The organism is Aquamicrobium sp. YD-1-mutant5 (assembly GCF_059509755.1).
On sequence record NZ_JCAKKP010000005.1, the window covers coordinates 114,258 to 131,830 of the forward strand.

General features: G+C 63.4%; 13 protein-coding genes and 1 tRNA gene. 7 read left to right on the forward strand and 7 right to left on the reverse strand.

The annotated features are described in order from the left end of the window. Nucleotides 1-179: 179 nt before the first annotated feature. Nucleotides 180-4,907 (reverse strand): glutamate synthase large subunit, encoded by a 4,728-nt coding sequence (gltB, locus tag AC5XE7_RS10475; RefSeq protein WP_495365973.1) that lies wholly within the window; start codon nt 4,905-4,907, stop codon nt 180-182. Nucleotides 4,908-5,353: 446 nt separating this feature from the next. Here gltB and AC5XE7_RS10480 point away from each other — a divergent pair, with 446 nt between their 5' ends. Continuing rightward, the gene (locus tag AC5XE7_RS10480; RefSeq protein WP_495365974.1) at nt 5,354-6,403 is read left to right on the forward strand and encodes a threonine aldolase family protein; all 1,050 of its coding nucleotides are present in this window, start codon (nt 5,354-5,356) and stop codon (nt 6,401-6,403) included. A gap of 69 nt (nt 6,404-6,472) precedes the next feature. Here AC5XE7_RS10480 and AC5XE7_RS10485 read toward each other — a convergent pair whose 3' ends face one another. Further along, nucleotides 6,473-6,943: an Hsp20 family protein gene (locus tag AC5XE7_RS10485; protein WP_183831843.1), complete on the reverse strand. Its 471-nt coding sequence runs from the start codon at nt 6,941-6,943 to the stop codon at nt 6,473-6,475. A 435-nt stretch (nt 6,944-7,378) separates the two neighbouring features. Between AC5XE7_RS10485 and AC5XE7_RS10490 the strand changes: the two genes are divergently transcribed. Next, nucleotides 7,379-8,344, forward strand: a complete 966-nt coding sequence (locus tag AC5XE7_RS10490; protein ID WP_495365975.1) for an alpha/beta fold hydrolase — start codon at nt 7,379-7,381, stop codon at nt 8,342-8,344. A 45-nt stretch (nt 8,345-8,389) separates the two neighbouring features. Here AC5XE7_RS10490 and hisN read toward each other — a convergent pair whose 3' ends face one another. Both hisN and AC5XE7_RS10500 read right to left on the reverse strand, forming a co-directional pair. Next, nucleotides 8,390-9,163, reverse strand: coding sequence for a histidinol-phosphatase (hisN, locus tag AC5XE7_RS10495; RefSeq protein ID WP_495365976.1), 774 nt, complete (start codon nt 9,161-9,163; stop codon nt 8,390-8,392). Nucleotides 9,164-9,242: 79 nt separating this feature from the next. Next, the gene (locus AC5XE7_RS10500) at nt 9,243-10,184 is read right to left on the reverse strand and encodes an N-formylglutamate amidohydrolase (protein ID WP_495365977.1); all 942 of its coding nucleotides are present in this window, start codon (nt 10,182-10,184) and stop codon (nt 9,243-9,245) included. A 163-nt stretch (nt 10,185-10,347) separates the two neighbouring features. On the opposite strand from AC5XE7_RS10500, the gene cpdR reads away from it, so the two are divergent. Continuing rightward, on the forward strand, nt 10,348-10,710 hold the full coding sequence (gene cpdR / locus AC5XE7_RS10505) for a cell cycle two-component system response regulator CpdR (protein WP_183831847.1): 363 nt from the start codon (nt 10,348-10,350) through the stop codon (nt 10,708-10,710). Between the two features lie 68 nt (nt 10,711-10,778). After that, a tRNA-Val gene (locus AC5XE7_RS10510) sits at nt 10,779-10,853 on the forward strand. Nucleotides 10,854-11,123: 270 nt separating this feature from the next. Here AC5XE7_RS10510 and AC5XE7_RS10515 read toward each other — a convergent pair. Further along, complete coding sequence (locus AC5XE7_RS10515; RefSeq protein ID WP_183831848.1) at nt 11,124-11,375, reverse strand: GlsB/YeaQ/YmgE family stress response membrane protein; 252 nt, start codon at nt 11,373-11,375, stop codon at nt 11,124-11,126. A 122-nt stretch (nt 11,376-11,497) separates the two neighbouring features. After that, the gene (locus AC5XE7_RS10520) at nt 11,498-12,343 is read right to left on the reverse strand and encodes an EamA family transporter (protein ID WP_495365978.1); all 846 of its coding nucleotides are present in this window, start codon (nt 12,341-12,343) and stop codon (nt 11,498-11,500) included. Between the two features lie 196 nt (nt 12,344-12,539). Between AC5XE7_RS10520 and AC5XE7_RS10525 the strand changes: the two genes are divergently transcribed. The 3 genes from AC5XE7_RS10525 to AC5XE7_RS10535 all read left to right on the forward strand — a co-directional run bounded on the left by AC5XE7_RS10525 (nt 12,540) and on the right by AC5XE7_RS10535 (nt 16,528). Next, a complete protein-coding gene (locus AC5XE7_RS10525; protein ID WP_495365979.1) occupies nt 12,540-13,613 on the forward strand; it encodes an ABC transporter ATP-binding protein in 1,074 nt (357 codons plus the stop codon). A gap of 114 nt (nt 13,614-13,727) precedes the next feature. Continuing rightward, entirely contained in the window at nt 13,728-14,750 is a 1,023-nt protein-coding gene (locus AC5XE7_RS10530; protein ID WP_495365980.1) for a Fe(3+) ABC transporter substrate-binding protein, read from the forward strand. 41 nt (nt 14,751-14,791) lie between these two features. After that, complete coding sequence (locus tag AC5XE7_RS10535) at nt 14,792-16,528, forward strand: ABC transporter permease (RefSeq protein WP_495365981.1); 1,737 nt, start codon at nt 14,792-14,794, stop codon at nt 16,526-16,528. On the opposite strand, the gene AC5XE7_RS10540 is transcribed toward AC5XE7_RS10535, so the two are convergent. Beyond that, entirely contained in the window at nt 16,502-17,566 is a 1,065-nt protein-coding gene (locus tag AC5XE7_RS10540) for an ABC transporter ATP-binding protein (RefSeq protein ID WP_495365982.1), read from the reverse strand. The two genes, AC5XE7_RS10535 and AC5XE7_RS10540, sit on opposite strands and share 27 nt — an antisense overlap. Between the last annotated feature and the right edge of the window lie 7 nt (nt 17,567-17,573).

Consider the following 17,573-nt stretch of genomic DNA (forward strand, 5'->3'; position numbering starts at 1 on the left):
GTGCGGCACGCAGGCGCATGGCGCGCGGGCCGTTCGTACGGGTGCTGACGGTTCCGGGCGCGACGCCGCGCCCGACGGGTACGGGAACCCTGCGCGGCAAGGCTCCTCAGGCTAGCGCGGACGCGCCCCCGGTTTGAGGTCTGGCGGAACACCGTAGAGGAAGAGCGGCGTGCTCATTCCTATTCCGCCGCCACGTTCATGCGGGCGCGCTCCATCTCCATGAGGGCACGGCGATACTCGACCGGCATGACCTTGCGGAATTTCGGCCGGTAGCTTGCCCATTCGTCAAGGATGGCGCGGCCGCGCCTGGAACCCGTATAGTGCACATGGTTGAGGATGAGCTGGTAAAGGCGCTCCTCGTCATGGCTGGTCATGTCGCCGGACACGTCGACCCTGCCCTTGTGGGCGATGTCACCACCATGATGGTGCAGCTTTTCAAGGATGTCGTCCTCTTCCGGCACCGGTTCCAGCTCGACCATCGCCATGTTGCAGCGCTGCGCGAAATCGCCGTCCTCATCGAGCACATAGGCAACACCGCCGGACATGCCGGCCGCGAAGTTGCGACCCGTGCGTCCAAGCACCACCACCACGCCGCCGGTCATGTATTCGCAGCCATGATCACCGACGCCCTCGACAACCGCGATGGCCCCCGAATTGCGCACGGCAAACCGCTCTCCGGCGACGCCCGCGAAATAGGCCTCGCCCTCGATGGCCCCGTAGAGCACGGTGTTGCCGGCGATGATGGAGTCCGCGGCCACGATCCTCGTGTCATGCGGCGGGCGGATGACGATGCGGCCGCCCGAAAGACCTTTGCCGACATAATCGTTGCCGTCGCCAACCAGCTCGAACGACACCCCGCGCGACAGGAACGCCGCAAAGGACTGGCCGGCGGTTCCTGTGAGCGTGACCGCGATCGTGTCCGGGCGCAGTCCCTTGTGGCCGAAGCGGCGAACGACTTCGCCGGAGAGCATGGCGCCCGCCGAACGGTCCACATTGCGGATCGGAACCTCGATGGTCACCGCCTGCCGGGCGTCGAGCGCCGGTGCGGCAAGCTCGATCAGCCTGCGGTCGAGCACATCGTCGATCGGATGGTTCTGGCGCTCGGTCCAGTGCGTCTGGTCGGCCGGTGCGTCCGGCTTGTGGAACAGGCGCGAGAAATCGAGCCCACGCGCCTTCCAGTGGTCGATGAGCGCGCGCTTTTCGAGCAGATCGGTGTTGCCGATGATCTGGTCGAGATGGGTAAAGCCCATTTCGGCCAGAAGCTCGCGCACCTCTTCCGCGACATAGAAGAAGTAGTTGATGACGTGCTCCGGCGTGCCCTTGAAGCGCTTGCGCAGAACCGGATCCTGGGTCGCCACACCCACTGGGCAGGTGTTCAGGTGGCACTTGCGCATCATGATGCAGCCGGCCGCGATCAGCGGCGCGGTGGCGAAGCCGAACTCGTCGGCGCCCAAAAGCGCGCCGATGATGACGTCGCGCCCGGTGCGCAGACCGCCGTCGACCTGCAGGGCAACGCGGCTGCGCAAGCCGTTCAGCACGAGCGTCTGGTGGGTTTCGGCAAGGCCCATCTCCCACGGGCTACCGGCATGCTTGAGCGAGGTGAGCGGCGATGCGCCGGTGCCCCCGTCATAGCCGGAAACGGTGATGTGATCGGCGCGCGCCTTGGCGACGCCGGCCGCGACCGTGCCTACGCCCACTTCCGACACCAGCTTGACCGACACGTCGGCGCGCGGATTGACGTTCTTCAGGTCGTAGATGAGCTGCGCCAGATCCTCGATCGAATAGATGTCATGATGCGGCGGCGGCGAGATCAGGCCCACGCCCGGCGTCGAATGCCGCGTCTTGGCGATGGTGGCATCGACCTTGTGGCCCGGAAGCTGGCCGCCTTCGCCGGGCTTCGCCCCTTGCGCCACCTTGATCTGCATCATGTCGGAATTGACGAGATATTCCGTCGTCACTCCGAACCGGCCGGAGGCGATCTGCTTGATCGCCGAGCGCTCGGGGTTAGCCCCGCCGCCCGGCAGCGGCAGATAGCGGTCCGGCTCCTCGCCGCCCTCGCCCGTGTTCGACTTGCCGCCGATGCGGTTCATGGCGACGGCAAGCGTGGTGTGCGCCTCCCGGGAGATCGAGCCGAAGGACATGGCCCCGGTGGAGAAGCGCTTCACGATCTCGGCGGCCGGCATCACGTCGTCCAGCCGCGCCTTCTTGCGGCCGACCTCTTCCGCCGTCCTGATCCTGAACAGGCCGCGAATGGCGTGGGCATTGGCCGTGGCGTCGTTCACCTGTTCAGAGAATTGCCTGAAGGTCTCGGCCGATCCCTGCCGCACCGCATGCTGAAGGGTCGCGACCGCATCCGGCGTCCAGGCGTGCGCCTCGCCGCGCATGCGGAACATGTATTCGCCGCCCACTTCCAGCGCCCGGCGCAGCACCGGATCATCGCCGAAGGCGGACGCATGGCGGGCGACCGTCTCGGCCGCGATGTGCTCCAGCCCCACGCCCTCGATGAGCGTGGCCGTGCCGGTGAAATAGCGGTCGACGAATTCGGACTTCAGCCCGACCGCGTCGAAGATCTGCGCGCCGCAATAGGACTGGTAGGTCGAGATGCCCATCTTGGACATCACCTTGAGGATGCCCTTGCCGATCGACTTGATGTAGCGAGTGACAAGCTCCTGCGGGTCCACTTCCGGCGGGAACTGCCCCTTTGCGTGCATGTCGACCAGCGTGTCGAAGGCGAGATAGGGATTGATCGCCTCGGCGCCATAGCCGGCAAGGCAGCAGAAATGATGCACCTCGCGCGGCTCACCCGATTCCACCACCAGCCCGACCGAGGTGCGCAGCCCCTTGCGGATCAGGTGATGATGCACCGCCGCCGTGGCCAAAAGGGTCGGAATGTCGATGCGGTCCGGCCCGATCTGGCGATCGGACAGGATTATGATGTTGTAGCCGCCGGCTACCGCCGCCTCGGCCCGCTCGCACAGCCGCTCGATGGCCGCCGGCATGCCTTCGGCCCCTTCCGTCACCGAATAGGTAATGTCGATGGTCTTGGTGTCGAAGCGCTCTTCGGTATGGCCGATGGAGCGGATCTTTTCGAGGTCCGCATTGGTGAGGATGGGCTGGCGCACCTCCAGCCGCTTGCGGCGCGAGGTGCCGACGAGGTCGAAGATGTTCGGCCTCGGCCCGATGAAGGACACGAGGCTCATCACCAGTTCCTCGCGGATCGGGTCGATCGGCGGATTGGTGACCTGCGCGAAGTTCTGCTTGAAATAGGTGTAGAGAAGCTTCGGCTTGTCCGACATGGCCGCGATCGGCGTGTCGGTGCCCATCGAGCCGACGGCCTCCTGCCCAGTCGTCGCCATGGGCGACATCAGGAGCTTGAGGTCCTCCTGGCTGTAGCCGAAGGCCTGCTGGCGATCGAGCAGCGACACGTCCTTGCGCAGCGCGCGTGGCTCGACCGGATTGAGGTCTTCGAGGATGAGCTGCGTGTTCGCCAGCCACTTGCCGTAGGGGTGCCGGGTGGCGATCTCGGTCTTGATTTCCTCGTCGGAGACGATGCGGCCCTTTTCGAGGTCGATCAGCAGCATGCGCCCCGGCTGGAGGCGCCACTTGGTGACGATGTGCTCTTCCGCCACCGGCAGCACGCCGGCCTCGGAGGCGAGGATGACGCGGTCGTCGTCGGTGACGATGTAGCGCGCGGGCCTGAGCCCGTTGCGGTCGAGCGTCGCGCCGATCTGGCGCCCGTCGGTGAACACCACGGCGGCCGGCCCGTCCCACGGTTCCATCAGGGCGGCGTGATATTCGTAGAACGCCTTGCGTTCGTCGCCCATCAGCTTGTTGCCGGCCCAGGCTTCCGGGATCAGCATCATCATGGCATGGGCGAGGCTGTAGCCGCCCTGGAACAGGAATTCGAGCGCGTTGTCGAAGCAGGCCGTGTCGGACTGGCCTTCATAGGAGATCGGCCACAGCTTCGAGATGTCGTTGCCGAACAGCTCGCTGTCCACCGACGCCTGACGCGCCGCCATCCAGTTGTTGTTGCCGCGCACCGTGTTGATCTCGCCATTGTGCGCGACCATGCGGTAAGGATGCGCCAGCTTCCACGACGGGAAGGTGTTGGTCGAAAAGCGCTGGTGGACGAGGATCAGCGCCGATTCGAATCGCGGATCGAGAAGGTCCGTGTAATAGGCGCCCACCTGATTGGCGAGGAACATGCCCTTGTAGACGATGGTGCGGGCCGACAGCGACACGCAATAGGAGCCGACGTCGCGATTGTCGTTCTCGGCATAGATGCGGCCGGAGATGACCTTGCGCAGGATATAGAGACGGCGCTCATACTCATCATCGTCGCCGGCGTCGGAGGGCCGGTCAAAGAAGACCTGCGTGTGGAATGGTTCGGCGGCGACGATCTCCGGTGCGCTGGAAAGCGACGAATTGTCGACGGGAACTTCGCGGAAGCCCAGAATGGTGAAACCTTCGGACTGCGCCGATTCCACGATCACATCGTTCACATGGGCGCGCGCGGCCTCGTCCTGCGGCATGAACCAGTGGCCGACGCCGTAACGGCCGGATGGCGGCAGTTCGACGCCCTGCGTCGCCATTTCCTCGCGAAAGAAACGGTCGGGCATCTGCACGAGCACGCCCGCGCCGTCGCCGACCAGCGGGTCGGCGCCCACCGCGCCGCGATGAGTCAGGTTTTCCAGAACGAACAGGCCATCCCGGACGATCTGGTGCGACTTCACGCCCTTCATGTTGGCGATGAAGCCGACGCCGCAGGCGTCATGTTCGTTGCGCGGATCGTATAGGCCCTGCGCGGAGGGAGGAATGCCCCGGTTAGCGATGCGTTTCGTGGTGGCCGCCCCGGTCTGTGCGGCCGGCCTGAAATCCGTCGTCACAGATGGCGTCACATGCGTCATCGCTGTCGTCCTCCATTTTCGCGCCGGAGAGGCGTCTGGTTGCCTTGGGGAGCATCAAGCTCCCGGTTGGGTATGCGTAACCGCTGGCGAGAACTCTTCACGCCCCGCCGGTCAGCGGGGAAAAGCCGCTTGCGCCACCAGTCGGATCGACAATTTCACTATACGCCGATCCGGGCTGCTTTGCGCGGATAAATAAGACAGCATTGCTGTCCTAAATTTCTATGGCAGAAATCAAAAAAGCGCACAAGACCGATTGATGAAAAAAATTGCGTCTTTTGGATAGAAAGTTGCGAAAGCCTGACGCAAAGGGAAACTTTCCGTCGATTCTTGCTCACTCCGAAGCCACTTGCGGGCAGCAAAGCGGCACAATGCCTGTCGCTACCTTGCAAGGCGCTGCTGAAAAGGATCAATTGCGCACCTGAAAAGCAGCAGCATCGGAGCCGGAAATGTTCTTCGCGTCAGACAACTGGGCCGGCGCCCACCCTGCCGTTGCCGCGCGCATGTCAGGGGCTGCGGCGGGCTTCAGCACGGCCTATGGCGATGGCGATCTCGACCGTGCCGTCTATGAAAAATTCAGCGAAGTCTTCGAACGCGAAGTGGCGGTGTTCTTCGTGTCCACCGGCACGGCGGCCAACTCGCTTTCCCTGGCCCTTTATGGAAAGCCCGGCGGCATTTCATTCTGCCACCGGGAAGCGCATGTCATGGAGGACGAGTGCGGGGCGGTCGAATATTTCTCCGGCGGCGGGCGGCTGCTCGGCATCGATGGCAGCCTCGGCCGCATGGACCCGGCAGCGCTGGAGAAGGCACTCGGCCATTTCTTCCCCGAATCAGTTCACACCGGGCGTCCGGCCACCATATCGATCACCCAGTCGACCGAAATAGGCACTGTCTACTCACTGCAGGATATCGAGGCGATTTCCACCATCGCCGGCAGCCGCTGCCTGCCCCTGCACATGGACGGCGCGCGCTTCGCCAATGCGCTGGTGGCACTTGAAACCACACCGGCGGAAATGACGTGGAAGCGGAGGATAGACGTGGTGTCCTTCGGCGGCACCAAGAACGGCTGCTGGTGCGCCGAGGCCATCGTGTTGTTCGACCTCGATCTGGCGCGGGAAATGGCCTTCCTGCGCAAGCGTGCCGGGCAGCTGTTCTCGAAATCGCGCTTCGTGGCCGCCCAGTTCGACGCCTATTTCCATGACGGCCTGTGGCTGGAAAACGCCAGGCACTCCAATGCCATGGCCAGCCGCCTTGCCGAAGCGATCGACGCAGCCCTCACCGCGCGCCTTGCGTGGCAGCCGCAGGCCAACGAGGTTTTCGCCATCTTCGGCGATGACATGGCCGCCAGGCTGCAGGCCGCCGGCGCGACCTTCCACCAATGGCCGGCGCCGGCGGGGTTCAGCGGGCAGCTTGGCGAGGACGAAAAAATCTATCGTTTCGTCACCAGCTTCGCCACGCAGAACGATGATATAGAGCGGCTGGCTGGCCTGATCCGCTGATCCCGTGTGAACGCAAAAGCGGCGCGGGTTTCCCCGCGCCGCCTCTCCCTCGGGAGGAGTGATAGAAGATCAGTTGACGGTCTTGGCTTCGATCTGACGGGAATTGTCAGCCGGCACAGAGGTAATGGCGATCCTGCGCGGCTTCAGTTCCTCGGGAATGTTGCGCTTCAGGTCGATGTGGAGCAGGCCGTTCTTGAGGGCCGCGCCGACGACATCGACATGGTCGGCAAGCTGGAACCGGCGCTCGAAGGAGCGCGAGGCAATGCCGCGATAAAGCAGTTCGGCGCCGTCGCTTTCGGTCTCCTGCCCGCGCTCACCCTTGATGGTCAGCACATTGCGGTGAGCCTCGATGGAAATCTCGTCATCCGCAAAGCCGGCCACGGCCATGGAGATGCGATAGGCATCCTCGCCGGTTTTTTCGATGTTGTAGGGCGGATAGGACTGGCCGCCTTCGGGCTGACCGAGCGAGTCAATCATATTGAACAGGCGGTCGAAGCCTACGGTCGAGCGATAGAGGGGCGAAAAATCAACGTGACGCATGGTGTGTTCTCCTGTCGAGCAACAAGGTTTGCGTTGTGACCACTTGAAAACCCTGATGGCGCTTTCCGGGCCAGCGGCCCCGACATCGGCGACCGCACAGTACATTTGGGTGCCTGCCAAAACGGTTTCAAGACCCTGTCGCTCATGCCATTCGCGCAGGGATGAACGCGCGATGAACGGCGCGCTCAAAAGCCGTTCAGCTTGTGTGCCCTATTCCTTTCTCTGCAACGGAACGGCGGCGATGCCAGACCAGAGCCGATCCGGGTGTAACGTCCCTTCCATCCGGGTCGACAGTGGCCGGAAGTCGTTTGAGGCGACTTCCGGCTCCCACGCTGCCACAAGCGTGCCGGATTGTTCCTGCAATGATTTCCTTTGCAATATGAACGTGCCCTTCCTATCACCGTGACCAGATCCGCAGCACAGGCCGGCGGCCGTATGACAGAGCTTTTCTTTCACACGACGGACAACCCCGTTCCCGACAATGCCAGTGGCGGCTTTTTCAGAGCCCGCGACGGCAGGCAGATCCGCTATGCGCACTTTGCGCCCGGCGGCCGGCCCGAAAAAGGCACGGTCGTCCTGCTGCAGGGTCGCAATGAGTGTATCGAAAAATATTTCGAGACCATCCGCGATCTGTCGGCGCGAGGGCTGGGCACCGCGACCTTCGATTTGCGCGGTCAGGGCGGCTCGGACCGGCTGATCCGGGATCCCCGAAAGGGATACGTCAAAAGCTTCGGCCAATATGTGGACGATCTGGACATCTTCTTCCGGGAGGTCGTGCTTCCGGATTGCCGCGGCCCCTACTACATCCTCGCCCATTCGACCGGCGCGCTGGTCGCTCTGCTGGCGTCAGCCTCGCTGGTCAACCGCGTCCAGCGCATGGTTCTGCTGACCCCGCTTATCGGCATGCCGGGGCAGCGCTACTCGATGAAGTCGATCCACACCATGACGACGGCTCTCATGTTCATGGGACTTGGCCGGATGTACGTCAAAAGAAAGCGGGCGAAGGCAGCGGCACCCTTCGAGATCAACGACCTGACCTCGGATCCCGTCCGATACCGGCGCAATACGTCCGTTTATGAAGAGCATCCCCATCTTGCGCTCAGCGGGCTGACGGTGCGGTGGCTGCGTGCGGCAAGCAAGGCCGTGCTCAGGGTCAGCGACCCGCAATTCCTGGCCGGCATGCGCATTCCCACCCTGATCGTGACCGCCGGGGCCGACAGCATCGTCTCCACACGGGCTGCTTCCGATTACGCCCAGCGGCTGCGGCTGAGTTCGCTGCTCACCATAGATGGTTCCCGCCACGAGATCCTGCAGGAAGCGGACTTCTACCGCGAGCAGTTTCTGGCTGCCTTCGATGCCTTCATTCCCGGCACCGAAGAAGAGATATTCAAGGCCGCCTGAAGGCTGAGCGCGGCATCAGCCGCGCTGGAGTGGCAATTTACGGCCTCAGCCGCGCACAGCGGCCATTGCTGCTTCGTGCAGCTGCGGCGTCGCCGCCGCCACTATGTCACCGCCATTTTCGGCAGGCCCGCCGTCGAAGGTGGTCACGATGCCGCCGGCCTGCTCGATGATCGGGATCAGCCCCACGATGTCATACGGCTTCAGGCCGGGATCCATGACGATATCGACGCATCCCGCCGCCAGCATGGCGAAGGCGTAGCAGTCGGTGCCGTAGCGCGCCAATTGCACCTTGCTCTCGAATGCGTCGTAACGTTTGCGCATATCGCCCTTAAACAGGGAAGGCGTGGTGGTGAACGAGATGGCCTCGGAAAGATTTTCGGTCTTGCGGGTGGCAAGCCTGCGCGCCCCGCCTGGTCCCTCATAGTGCGATCCCGCACCATCGGCATAGAACAGCTCGCCGGTAAACGGCTGAGACATCATTCCGGCGACCGCCTCGCCATCAATCGTCAGCCCCACCAGCGTGCCCCAAACCGGCAGGCCGGAAATGAAGGCACGGGTGCCGTCGATCGGGTCGATCACCCACACATGGCTGCTGCCGAGGTTCTCGCTGCCATGTTCCTCACCCAGAATGCCATGATCGGGAAACTCGGCATTGATCAGGCGCCGGATCGCCAGTTCGGCCTGCTGGTCGGCCTCGGTCACGGGATCGAAACCAGCCGCCTCCTTGTTGTCGACGGCTCCCTGAGCGCGGAACCGGGGCAACGTCTCGGCCGCGGCAACTCCGGCGACGCGCCGAAGAAAATCGGGTGAAATGTGCAATGGTGTCTCCTGATCGGGAAAGCGCAGGTGTCAGCCAGTCATAGCAAAGCCGCAGACAAAGTCACGGGGCTGCAGAAGCTTATTCCGCGGCAAGCGGCGCGATACGAAAATGATGATCCGTCAACGCCATCAGGTCGGCGCAGAACTGGGTCAGATCCTCGACAAGCGCATCAAATCCGGCAGTCTTCTGAAGCGTGCTCTCGTTCATGTAGAGCCCACGATTGATCTCGATCTGCAACGCGTGAACCTTTCGTGTCGGGCGGCCGTAATGCTCGGTGATGAAGCCGCCGGCATAGGGCTTGTTGTGGGCCACGCTGTAGCCCATGGCCGAAAGCAGGTCGATCGCCGTGACGGTCAGCGCGCTTGAGGCGGAGGTGCCGAACCTGTCGCCGACGATGAAATCGGGGCGCAGCCCCGTATCGGAAACACGCACACCGGCGGGCATGGAATGGCAATCGACCAGCACGGCAAAGCCGAACGCTGCATGAGTGCGCATCACAAGCTTCTTCAGGGTTTCGTGGAAAGGCTTGTAGATGGTTTCGATCCGCGTCACCGCCTCGACCAGCGGCAGGCGGCCGGAATAGATGTCGAAGCCGTCGCCGACCAGCTTCGGCACGGTGCCAAGGCCGCCCGCGACGCGGGCGGAGCGAATGTTGCAATAGGGAGGCACCGGCTCCAAAAACATGCGCGGATCGAGTTCCCAGGGTTCCCGGTTGGCGTCGAGATAGGCGCGCGGAAAATTGGCGGCCAGGAGGGGAGCGCCAAGCATGATACAGCCGCCGAACAGTTCGTCGACATAGCAGTCCTCGGAGCGGCGCACATTGTGCTCGTCGAGCCGGCTCATCGCCAGAAAGCGCTGCGGGTAATAGCGCCCGCTGTGCGGCGAGCTGAAAACGAACGGCACCCGCTGCTCGGCGGCCGATCTTACCTCGAAGGCGGGAACAACCGAAAAATCCTCGGCCGGGCTTGTCAATGTCGGTGAACCTCTGAACTGCGAAACGTCATTCCCGGAAAGTGCCATTCGCGGCCGGGCCTGTCCATAGCTTCGCCCACAGCTTCACGAAGGCAGGAACCGGCACGTATGGCGCTGTCTTCACTTGATCTTTACCGGCGCTGGCTCATATACAATCAGATTATCAGGCTGGGGCACACGCCGGCCGGGTTAGTGATTCGGACGGGAAATCATGGCACGCATTCTGCTTGCAGAAGACGACGACGATATGCGCCGCTTTCTGGTGAAGGCGCTGGAACGCGCCGGCTATCAGGTCAGCGACTTCGACAATGGCGCCAGCGCCTATGAGCGGCTGCGCGAGGAGCCCTTCTCTCTCCTCCTGACCGATATCGTCATGCCGGAAATGGACGGTATCGAGCTTGCCCGCCGTGCCACTGAGATCGATCCCGACCTCAAGGTCATGTTCATCACCGGCTTCGCGGCCGTTGCCCTGAACCCCGACTCCAAGGCTCCGCGCGACGCCAAGGTGCTGTCCAAGCCCTTCCACCTGCGCGACCTCGTCAACGAGGTGGAAAAGATGCTGCAGGCTGCATAAGGAGCGCAATTTTCCAATTTGCGCTATTGACGGGCTCCAGCAAAAATGATGTAAGCCCGCCATCGGATGGGCGTGTAGCTCAGCGGGAGAGCACTACGTTGACATCGTAGGGGTCACAGGTTCAATCCCTGTCACGCCCACCATCCGTTTCAATAACTTAGCGTAGTTTCATATAGGTCCCCGTGGGTTCACCGAACCTCACGGCAGAGCAGCGCCGACCCGGCTTGCGCCAGCGAGGCATGCAGCCTGCCGACCCGATCCTCTTCACGTACGGCATGCCCGGAACAAGACGTCATCGTCACTCGCCCACAGCGAATGATTGCTCTCCGGACAGGCGACGACCTCTACGGGCCACCGCCTTTCCCCGCCACGGTTTGCCGGCAGCGCTCAGCACACGGCCAAAACGTCCGGCTTCAACTCCTGACGGCGCGGGCGCCCCATATCAGGATGCATGCGCCAACGAAGCCAGCGACGAGGTATCCGAGCCAGCCACCGAACGACACGCCCAGAAAACCGAAGATGAAGCTGGCGACAGCCGCGCCGATGATACCGAGTATGACGTTCATGAACACGCCGGTGTCGCTGTTCATGAACCTTGAAGCGATCCAGCCTGCAAGGCCGCCGATGATGATGGCTGCAATCCAGCCTACGCCTGCGTCATCCATGGACAATCTCCATTCCCAACCACAGGGCAGAGAATGCGGAACGATGCGGTGTTCGTCAAGACGACCCGGCAAGGCCTGCGGGCCCCGGCTTGCGCCGCTCCTTTTCAACGGAATGGCAGTCGTCAGCTGAGCCTCAGCGCCACCACCCCGGCCACGATGCATAAGACGGAAGCGGCGCGCCAGCCGGTCATCTTTTCGCCCAGCGCGAACACCGAGATCGCCATGGCGAAAAGAATGGAGATCTCGCGCAACGACGCCACGGAGGCGATCGGCGCCTTCGTCATCGCCCACATGGCGATCGCATAAGCCGCACCACTGAGGAAACCCGTGAGCAGGCCGATGCGCCATTCCAGCGCCAGCGTGGTGGCCAGACGCCGGCCACGATAGATCAGCGCAACGGTTGTGGCGACGATGCCGTCGCACACGAACAGCCACGCGGCATAGGAGAGCGCGGCCGGCGCTTCGCGGGCGCCCAATCCGTCCGCCAGCGTATAACCGGAGATGAACAGCGAGGTCGTCAGCGCGTAGAAGACGGCGGCCGGATTGAGAGCGGCCAGCCGCCCACCCCCACGCAAACACATGAGAAATGTGCCGGCCGACAACAGCAGAATGCCGATCAGGGCAAATTTGCCGGGCACTTCCTGAATGAGGACGATACCGCCGATAGTGGTGATGAGCGGCGCCGTGCCCCGCGCCAGCGGATAGGTCTGAGCAAGATCGCCCACCTCATAGGCGCGGATCAGGAACAGCCGGTAGCCGATGTGCATGCACAGCGAAACGCCGATCCACATCCATGCCATCCTGCCGGGAAATGCCACGAAGGGCAGCACCGGGAGCGCCGTGATGGCCATGCCCAGCGACGTCAGGGAGATCGAGGCGAAACGGTCCAGCCTGACCTTGATCAGGGCATTCCACGAAGCATGCATCAGTGCCGCGGCAAGAACGGCGCTGAAAACGGCAAGGCTCATGTCATTTCACCTGCTGTCGCCTCCGGATTGCAAAGAGCGAGCTTAAATCCGTTACCCGCCGTAAAGGTCTGCAACCTCTCTTGCAATGCGCATGAACCGCGCGATCCTTTGGTCCACTGTCATTGCTGCATCCTTGATTCAGGCGCCATGGCCATGTAGCCCGGTTCAGATGGCTGAAGCTGGAGAGGATCGTTTCGTGACGGAACAACTTCATGGCAGCGGGAATCGTCCGGAACCGGTTCTGGAGATCGACAGGCTGGCCCGCAGGCTTGGACCCGGCTTCGCGCTGGGTCCCGTCGTGCTTGCCATCGAGCCGAAGCAGATTGTTTGCCTCGTCGGCCATTCGGGCTGCGGAAAGTCCACGCTGCTGCGCCTGATCGCCGGCATCGAGCAGCCGGACAGCGGAACCCTGCGGCTGGATGGCAGGGAACTGGCCAGTTCCGATGTGTTCGTCGAACCCGAGAAGCGCAATATCGGCTTTGTCTTTCAGGACTATGCCCTGTTTCCGCATCTGACCATCGAGCAGAACGTCATGTTCGGCCTGCGCAAATGGTCGCGTGAGGCTGCCCGCGCGCGCGTTGCCATGCTTCTGGAAATGACGGCGCTCTCGGCGATGGCGGGCCGCTACCCGCACATGCTGTCCGGCGGAGAACAGCAGCGGGCGGCACTGGCGCGCGCGCTGGCGCCGCAGCCCGCCGTGGTGCTGATGGACGAACCCTTCTCAAATCTCGACCGCGACCTGCGCGAACGGGTGCGCCACGATACCATCGCCCTTCTGCGCCGCACCGGCACGACCGCGATCATCGTCACCCACGATCCCGAGGAGGCGCTGTCCACCGGGGATCGCGTCGTGCTGATGAAGGCGGGCCGCATCGTCCAGAGCGGCACCGGCCGCGAATTGCATGACCGGCCGGTCGACCGCTATGCAGCGGAGTTCTTCAGCACCTTCAACCGGGTTCCCGGCACCTATCGCAATGGCCGTCTGCATACGGCGCTCGGCGCCTTTCCGTGCAGGCTGGATCTTGCCGAGGGCGGCCAGGCGCTCGCCTTCATCCGCCCGCAGGCCGTATGCCCCTGCCTTGCCGAAGACGCCTTTTCCGGCTCGGTCCGCGCCCGCAGCTTCCGCGGCGAGATCGAGCAGCTCGAACTCGAGGTCGAGGGACTGGAAACACCGCTCACCATGCGCACCACGCAGCCCTTGCAGATACGGGACGGCCGGCTGCGTTTCCACATCGACCCGAACACGGTTCTGGCCTTCGCCGCCTCCTGACCATTCCGGCAATAAACTTTCTGTGATCGGCGTCAAACTGGCCTAAGAAAACTTGACTATCTGGATCATAAATGATGGTCAGCTTCTGTAGCCCAACACAGGAGGAGAGGTTCCATGCGCAACGCACATTTCAAGACGACGCTTCTCGCCGCCGCCTCACTGCTTGCCGTTGCCAATGTGGCCTCGGCAGCGGAGGTGAGCATCTACACCACGCGCGAACCCGGCCTGATCCAGCCGCTGCTGGATTCCTTCAGCAGCTCAACCGGCATCAAGGTCAATACTGTCTTCCTCAAGGATGGCCTCGCCGAGCGCGTGGCCTCGGAGGGCGAAAGCTCGCCGGCCGACATCCTGATGGCGGTCGATGCCGGCAACCTCGTCGATCTGGTCGACAAGGGCGTGACGCAGCCGGTGGAATCGGCCGTACTGAGCGAAGCGATCCCCGCCCAGCTCCGCGACGCAGCCGGCAACTGGTTCGGCCTGTCCATGCGCGCCCGCGTTGTCTACGCCGCCAGCGACCTCGACCTCGACGCAATCACCTATGAGGACCTGTCCGACCCGAAATGGAAGGGCAAGGTTTGCATCCGCTCGGGCCAGCATCCCTACAACACCGCCCTGATCGCCGACTACATCGCCCACTACGGCGCTGAAGAAACCGAGAAGTGGCTGACCGGCCTGAAGGACAACCTCGCCCGCAAGGCGGCCGGCGGCGACCGCGAAGGCGCCAAGGACATTCTGGGCGGCGTCTGCGACATCGCCGTCGCCAATTCCTACTATGTGGGCCTGATGCGCTCGGGCAAGGGCGGCGACGAGCAGAAGCAATGGGCCGATGCCATCAAGGTTCTCCTGCCGACCTTCAAGGACGATGGCACCCATGTGAACATCTCGGGCGCTGCCATCGCCAAACATGCACCGAACAAGGACGAGGCGGTCAAGCTGCTGGAATATCTGGTTTCGGATGAAGCGCAGAAGATCTACGCCGAAGCGAACTATGAATATCCGGTCAAGGCCGGCGTCGCCGCCGATCCGCTCATCGCCGAGCTCGGCGACCTGAAGATCGATTCCAAGCCGCTCAGCGAGATCGTCGCCAACCGCAAGGCCGCCAGCGAGCTGGTCGACAAGGTCGGCTTCGACAACTGACATGGGAGAATGGCATCCTCGCGGATGCCATTCCATTTTTCATGACCATGGCAGCAACGGGTTCAGGACGAAACAGAAGGCGGCGCTCCGGCGCCGCCTGGCTCATTGTGGCGGGCTTCACCGCCCTTGGCGTCGCGCTGCCTTTTCTCGCCCTGTTTTTCGAGGCGCTGCACGGCTCGCAAGGGCTATGGGCGCATCTCTTCTCCACCATCCTGCCGGTTGCCCTGCGTGATACGCTGATCCTGCTTGCCGGTGTCGGCATTCTGGTCGCCGTTCTCGGCACCGGAACGGCATGGCTGGTCACGGCCTATGAATTCCCCGGACGCCGCACGCTGGAATGGGCGCTGCTGCTGCCGCTGGCGGTCCCGACTTATATCGTCGCCTATACCTATCTCGACATATTGCACCCGATCGGCGTCGTTCAGGGCGCCATTCGCACCGTTCTCGGCTATTCCAGCCCGCGCGATTTCCGCCTGCCCGACATCCGCTCAATGACGGGCTGCATAATCCTGCTTTCCTTCGTGCTCTACCCTTACGTCTACATCGCCACCCGCGCCATGTTCCTGACGCAGCCGGCAAGCCTGATCGAAGCGGCCCGAACGCTCGGCGTCTCGCGTCGGGCAGTGTTCTGGCGTGTCGCCCTGCCGCTGGCCCGGCCGGCCGTCGCCGTCGGCATCAGCCTGGCGCTGATGGAGACGCTGAACGACATCGGCGCCGCCGAATTCCTTGGCGTGCGTACGCTGACCGTATCGATCTACACGACATGGATCACCCGCTCCGACCTGCCGGGCGCATCGCAGATTGCACTTTCGCTGCTGGTCGTCGTGGTGGCGGTGGTGGCACTTGAACACTATGCGCGGCGGCGCCAGCGCTTCGCGGCCGGCGCACAGCGCGGCGGCAAGAGCTTCGAACGCCATCGCGTGTCCGTCTCCACCGGAGCGCTGCTGCTGGTGCTCGGCCTGATACCGGTCCTGATCGGCTTCATCGGGCCAGCGCTTTATCTGGCGACGGAAGCCTGGGCCCGCATCGGCTATGCCGGCGTGCCGCCACGCTTCCTGTCGACGGTATCGGGCACGATACTGCTTTCGGCGGCAGCCACCTTGCTCACGCTGGCGCTCGGTGCGGCAGCGGCTTATGCGGCGCGCATTCGTCCGGGCGGCTTTTCCGCTTCAGCCTTCCGCCTTTCCACCATCGGCTATGCCGCGCCGGGAACCGTCATCGCGATCGGGCTCGTCATCGTGCTGGGAGCCTTCGACCGCACGGTGAACGCATTGGCCGGGTCGTGGTTCGGCATCTCCACCGGCCTCATCTTCCTCGGCTCCGGTGCGGCGCTGGTCTACGCCTATACGGCGCGCTTCCTCGCCATTTCGGCGGGCGGAATGGCTGCCGGCCTCAGCCGTATTCCGCAATCGCTGGACGAGGTTTCGCGCACGCTCGGCGAAACCGCATCCGGCACCCTGCGGCGCGTGCATCTGCCCCTGTCGAAGACGGCGCTCGCCGCCGGCGCCCTGCTCGTCTTCGTCGATTGCGTGAAGGAGCTGCCGGCAACGCTGCTTCTGCGCCCGCTCAATGTCGAGACGCTGGCCACCCATCTTTATGGCGAGGCCGCGCGCGGCACCTATGAGGAGGCGTCGATTTCGGCGCTCGCCATCGTGCTGATCGCCCTGTTGCCCGTGGTGCTCCTGTCGCGCGTGGGCGCGGAGCGCAATCTGCGGCAGGCAGACACGCCGCTTGTGCCGCAGTCGCTGCCGTCAGTTCAGCAGCAGAACATCGCCTGACGAAAAGCTGATCTCGACACGATCGCCGATCTGCGGCGGTGGCGTCGCGGGATTGTTGAACGTATCCAGCGAAACGATGCTGTCGCCCACCCTGACCCGAACCCGGATGACCGAACCGAGGAAATGCACGTCCGCGATCTCGCCCGAAAGCATCGCGTCGTTGCCTTCGCGGTGGCCGAGGGCAATCGCCTCAGGGCGCAGCGCCAGCGACAGCGCATCGCCCGCCCTCACCCCTTCAGGCTCCTGCCGGAGCGAAAACGCACCGCTGCCGAGCTGCACCTTGCCTGCCGGCCCCAGCGTGCCTTCGAGCACGTTCAGCGTGCCGACGAAACCGGCCACGAAGCGTGTCGCGGGGCGGTTGTATATCTCGAAAGCAGCGCCGACCTGCTCAACCTTCCCGCCATACATGACCACGATGCGATCCGAGATCGACAGCGCCTCTTCCTGATCATGGGTGACGAAGATGGTGGTGATGCCGAGCTTCTTCTGGATGGAGCGGATTTCCTCGCGCAGCGACACACGCACCTTTGCGTCCAGCGCCGACAGCGGCTCGTCGAGCAGCAGCACCTTCGGTCTCGGCGCCAGCGCACGCGCCAGCGCAATGCGCTGCTGCTGGCCACCGGAGAGCTGATAGGGATAGCGGTTGCCGAACTCGCCGGCCGGCAGCTTGATGATGTCGAGCATCTCGGCGACGCGGCTGTCGATTTCGGCTTTCGGCACCCCGGCCACTTTCAGGCCGAAGCCGATGTTCTGCGCCACGGTGAGGTTGGGAAACAGCGCATAGGCCTGGAAAACCATGCCGATATTGCGCTGGTTCGGCTTCAATGCGGTGACATCCTTGCCGCCAATGACGATACGCCCCGCACTCGGCTCCTCGAAACCCGCCACCATGCGCAGAACCGTGGTCTTGCCGCAGCCGGAAGGGCCGAGGAAGGAAACGAATTCACCCGCTTCGACGTCGAGATTGAAATCCTGCACGACGGTGGTGGCACCGAAGGATTTGCGCACGTGCTGGATCGACAGGAAGGGCTCTGGCATTGGCTGT

Excerpts from the sequence above, each read along its gene's own strand:
- gltB (WP_495365973.1), bottom strand. The coding sequence starts at position 4,907 with ATGACGCATGTGACGCCATCTGTGACGACGGATTTCAGGCCGGCCGCA.
- AC5XE7_RS10480 (WP_495365974.1), top strand. The coding sequence starts at position 5,354 with ATGTTCTTCGCGTCAGACAACTGGGCCGGCGCCCACCCTGCCGTTGCC.
- AC5XE7_RS10485 (WP_183831843.1), bottom strand. The coding sequence starts at position 6,943 with ATGCGTCACGTTGATTTTTCGCCCCTCTATCGCTCGACCGTAGGCTTC.
- AC5XE7_RS10490 (WP_495365975.1), top strand. The coding sequence starts at position 7,379 with ATGACAGAGCTTTTCTTTCACACGACGGACAACCCCGTTCCCGACAAT.
- AC5XE7_RS10500 (WP_495365977.1), bottom strand. The coding sequence starts at position 10,184 with ATGGCACTTTCCGGGAATGACGTTTCGCAGTTCAGAGGTTCACCGACA.
- cpdR (WP_183831847.1), top strand. The coding sequence starts at position 10,348 with ATGGCACGCATTCTGCTTGCAGAAGACGACGACGATATGCGCCGCTTT.
- AC5XE7_RS10515 (WP_183831848.1), bottom strand. The coding sequence starts at position 11,375 with ATGGATGACGCAGGCGTAGGCTGGATTGCAGCCATCATCATCGGCGGC.
- AC5XE7_RS10520 (WP_495365978.1), bottom strand. The coding sequence starts at position 12,343 with ATGAGCCTTGCCGTTTTCAGCGCCGTTCTTGCCGCGGCACTGATGCAT.
- AC5XE7_RS10530 (WP_495365980.1), top strand. The coding sequence starts at position 13,728 with ATGCGCAACGCACATTTCAAGACGACGCTTCTCGCCGCCGCCTCACTG.
- AC5XE7_RS10535 (WP_495365981.1), top strand. The coding sequence starts at position 14,792 with ATGACCATGGCAGCAACGGGTTCAGGACGAAACAGAAGGCGGCGCTCC.
- AC5XE7_RS10540 (WP_495365982.1), bottom strand. The coding sequence starts at position 17,566 with ATGCCAGAGCCCTTCCTGTCGATCCAGCACGTGCGCAAATCCTTCGGT.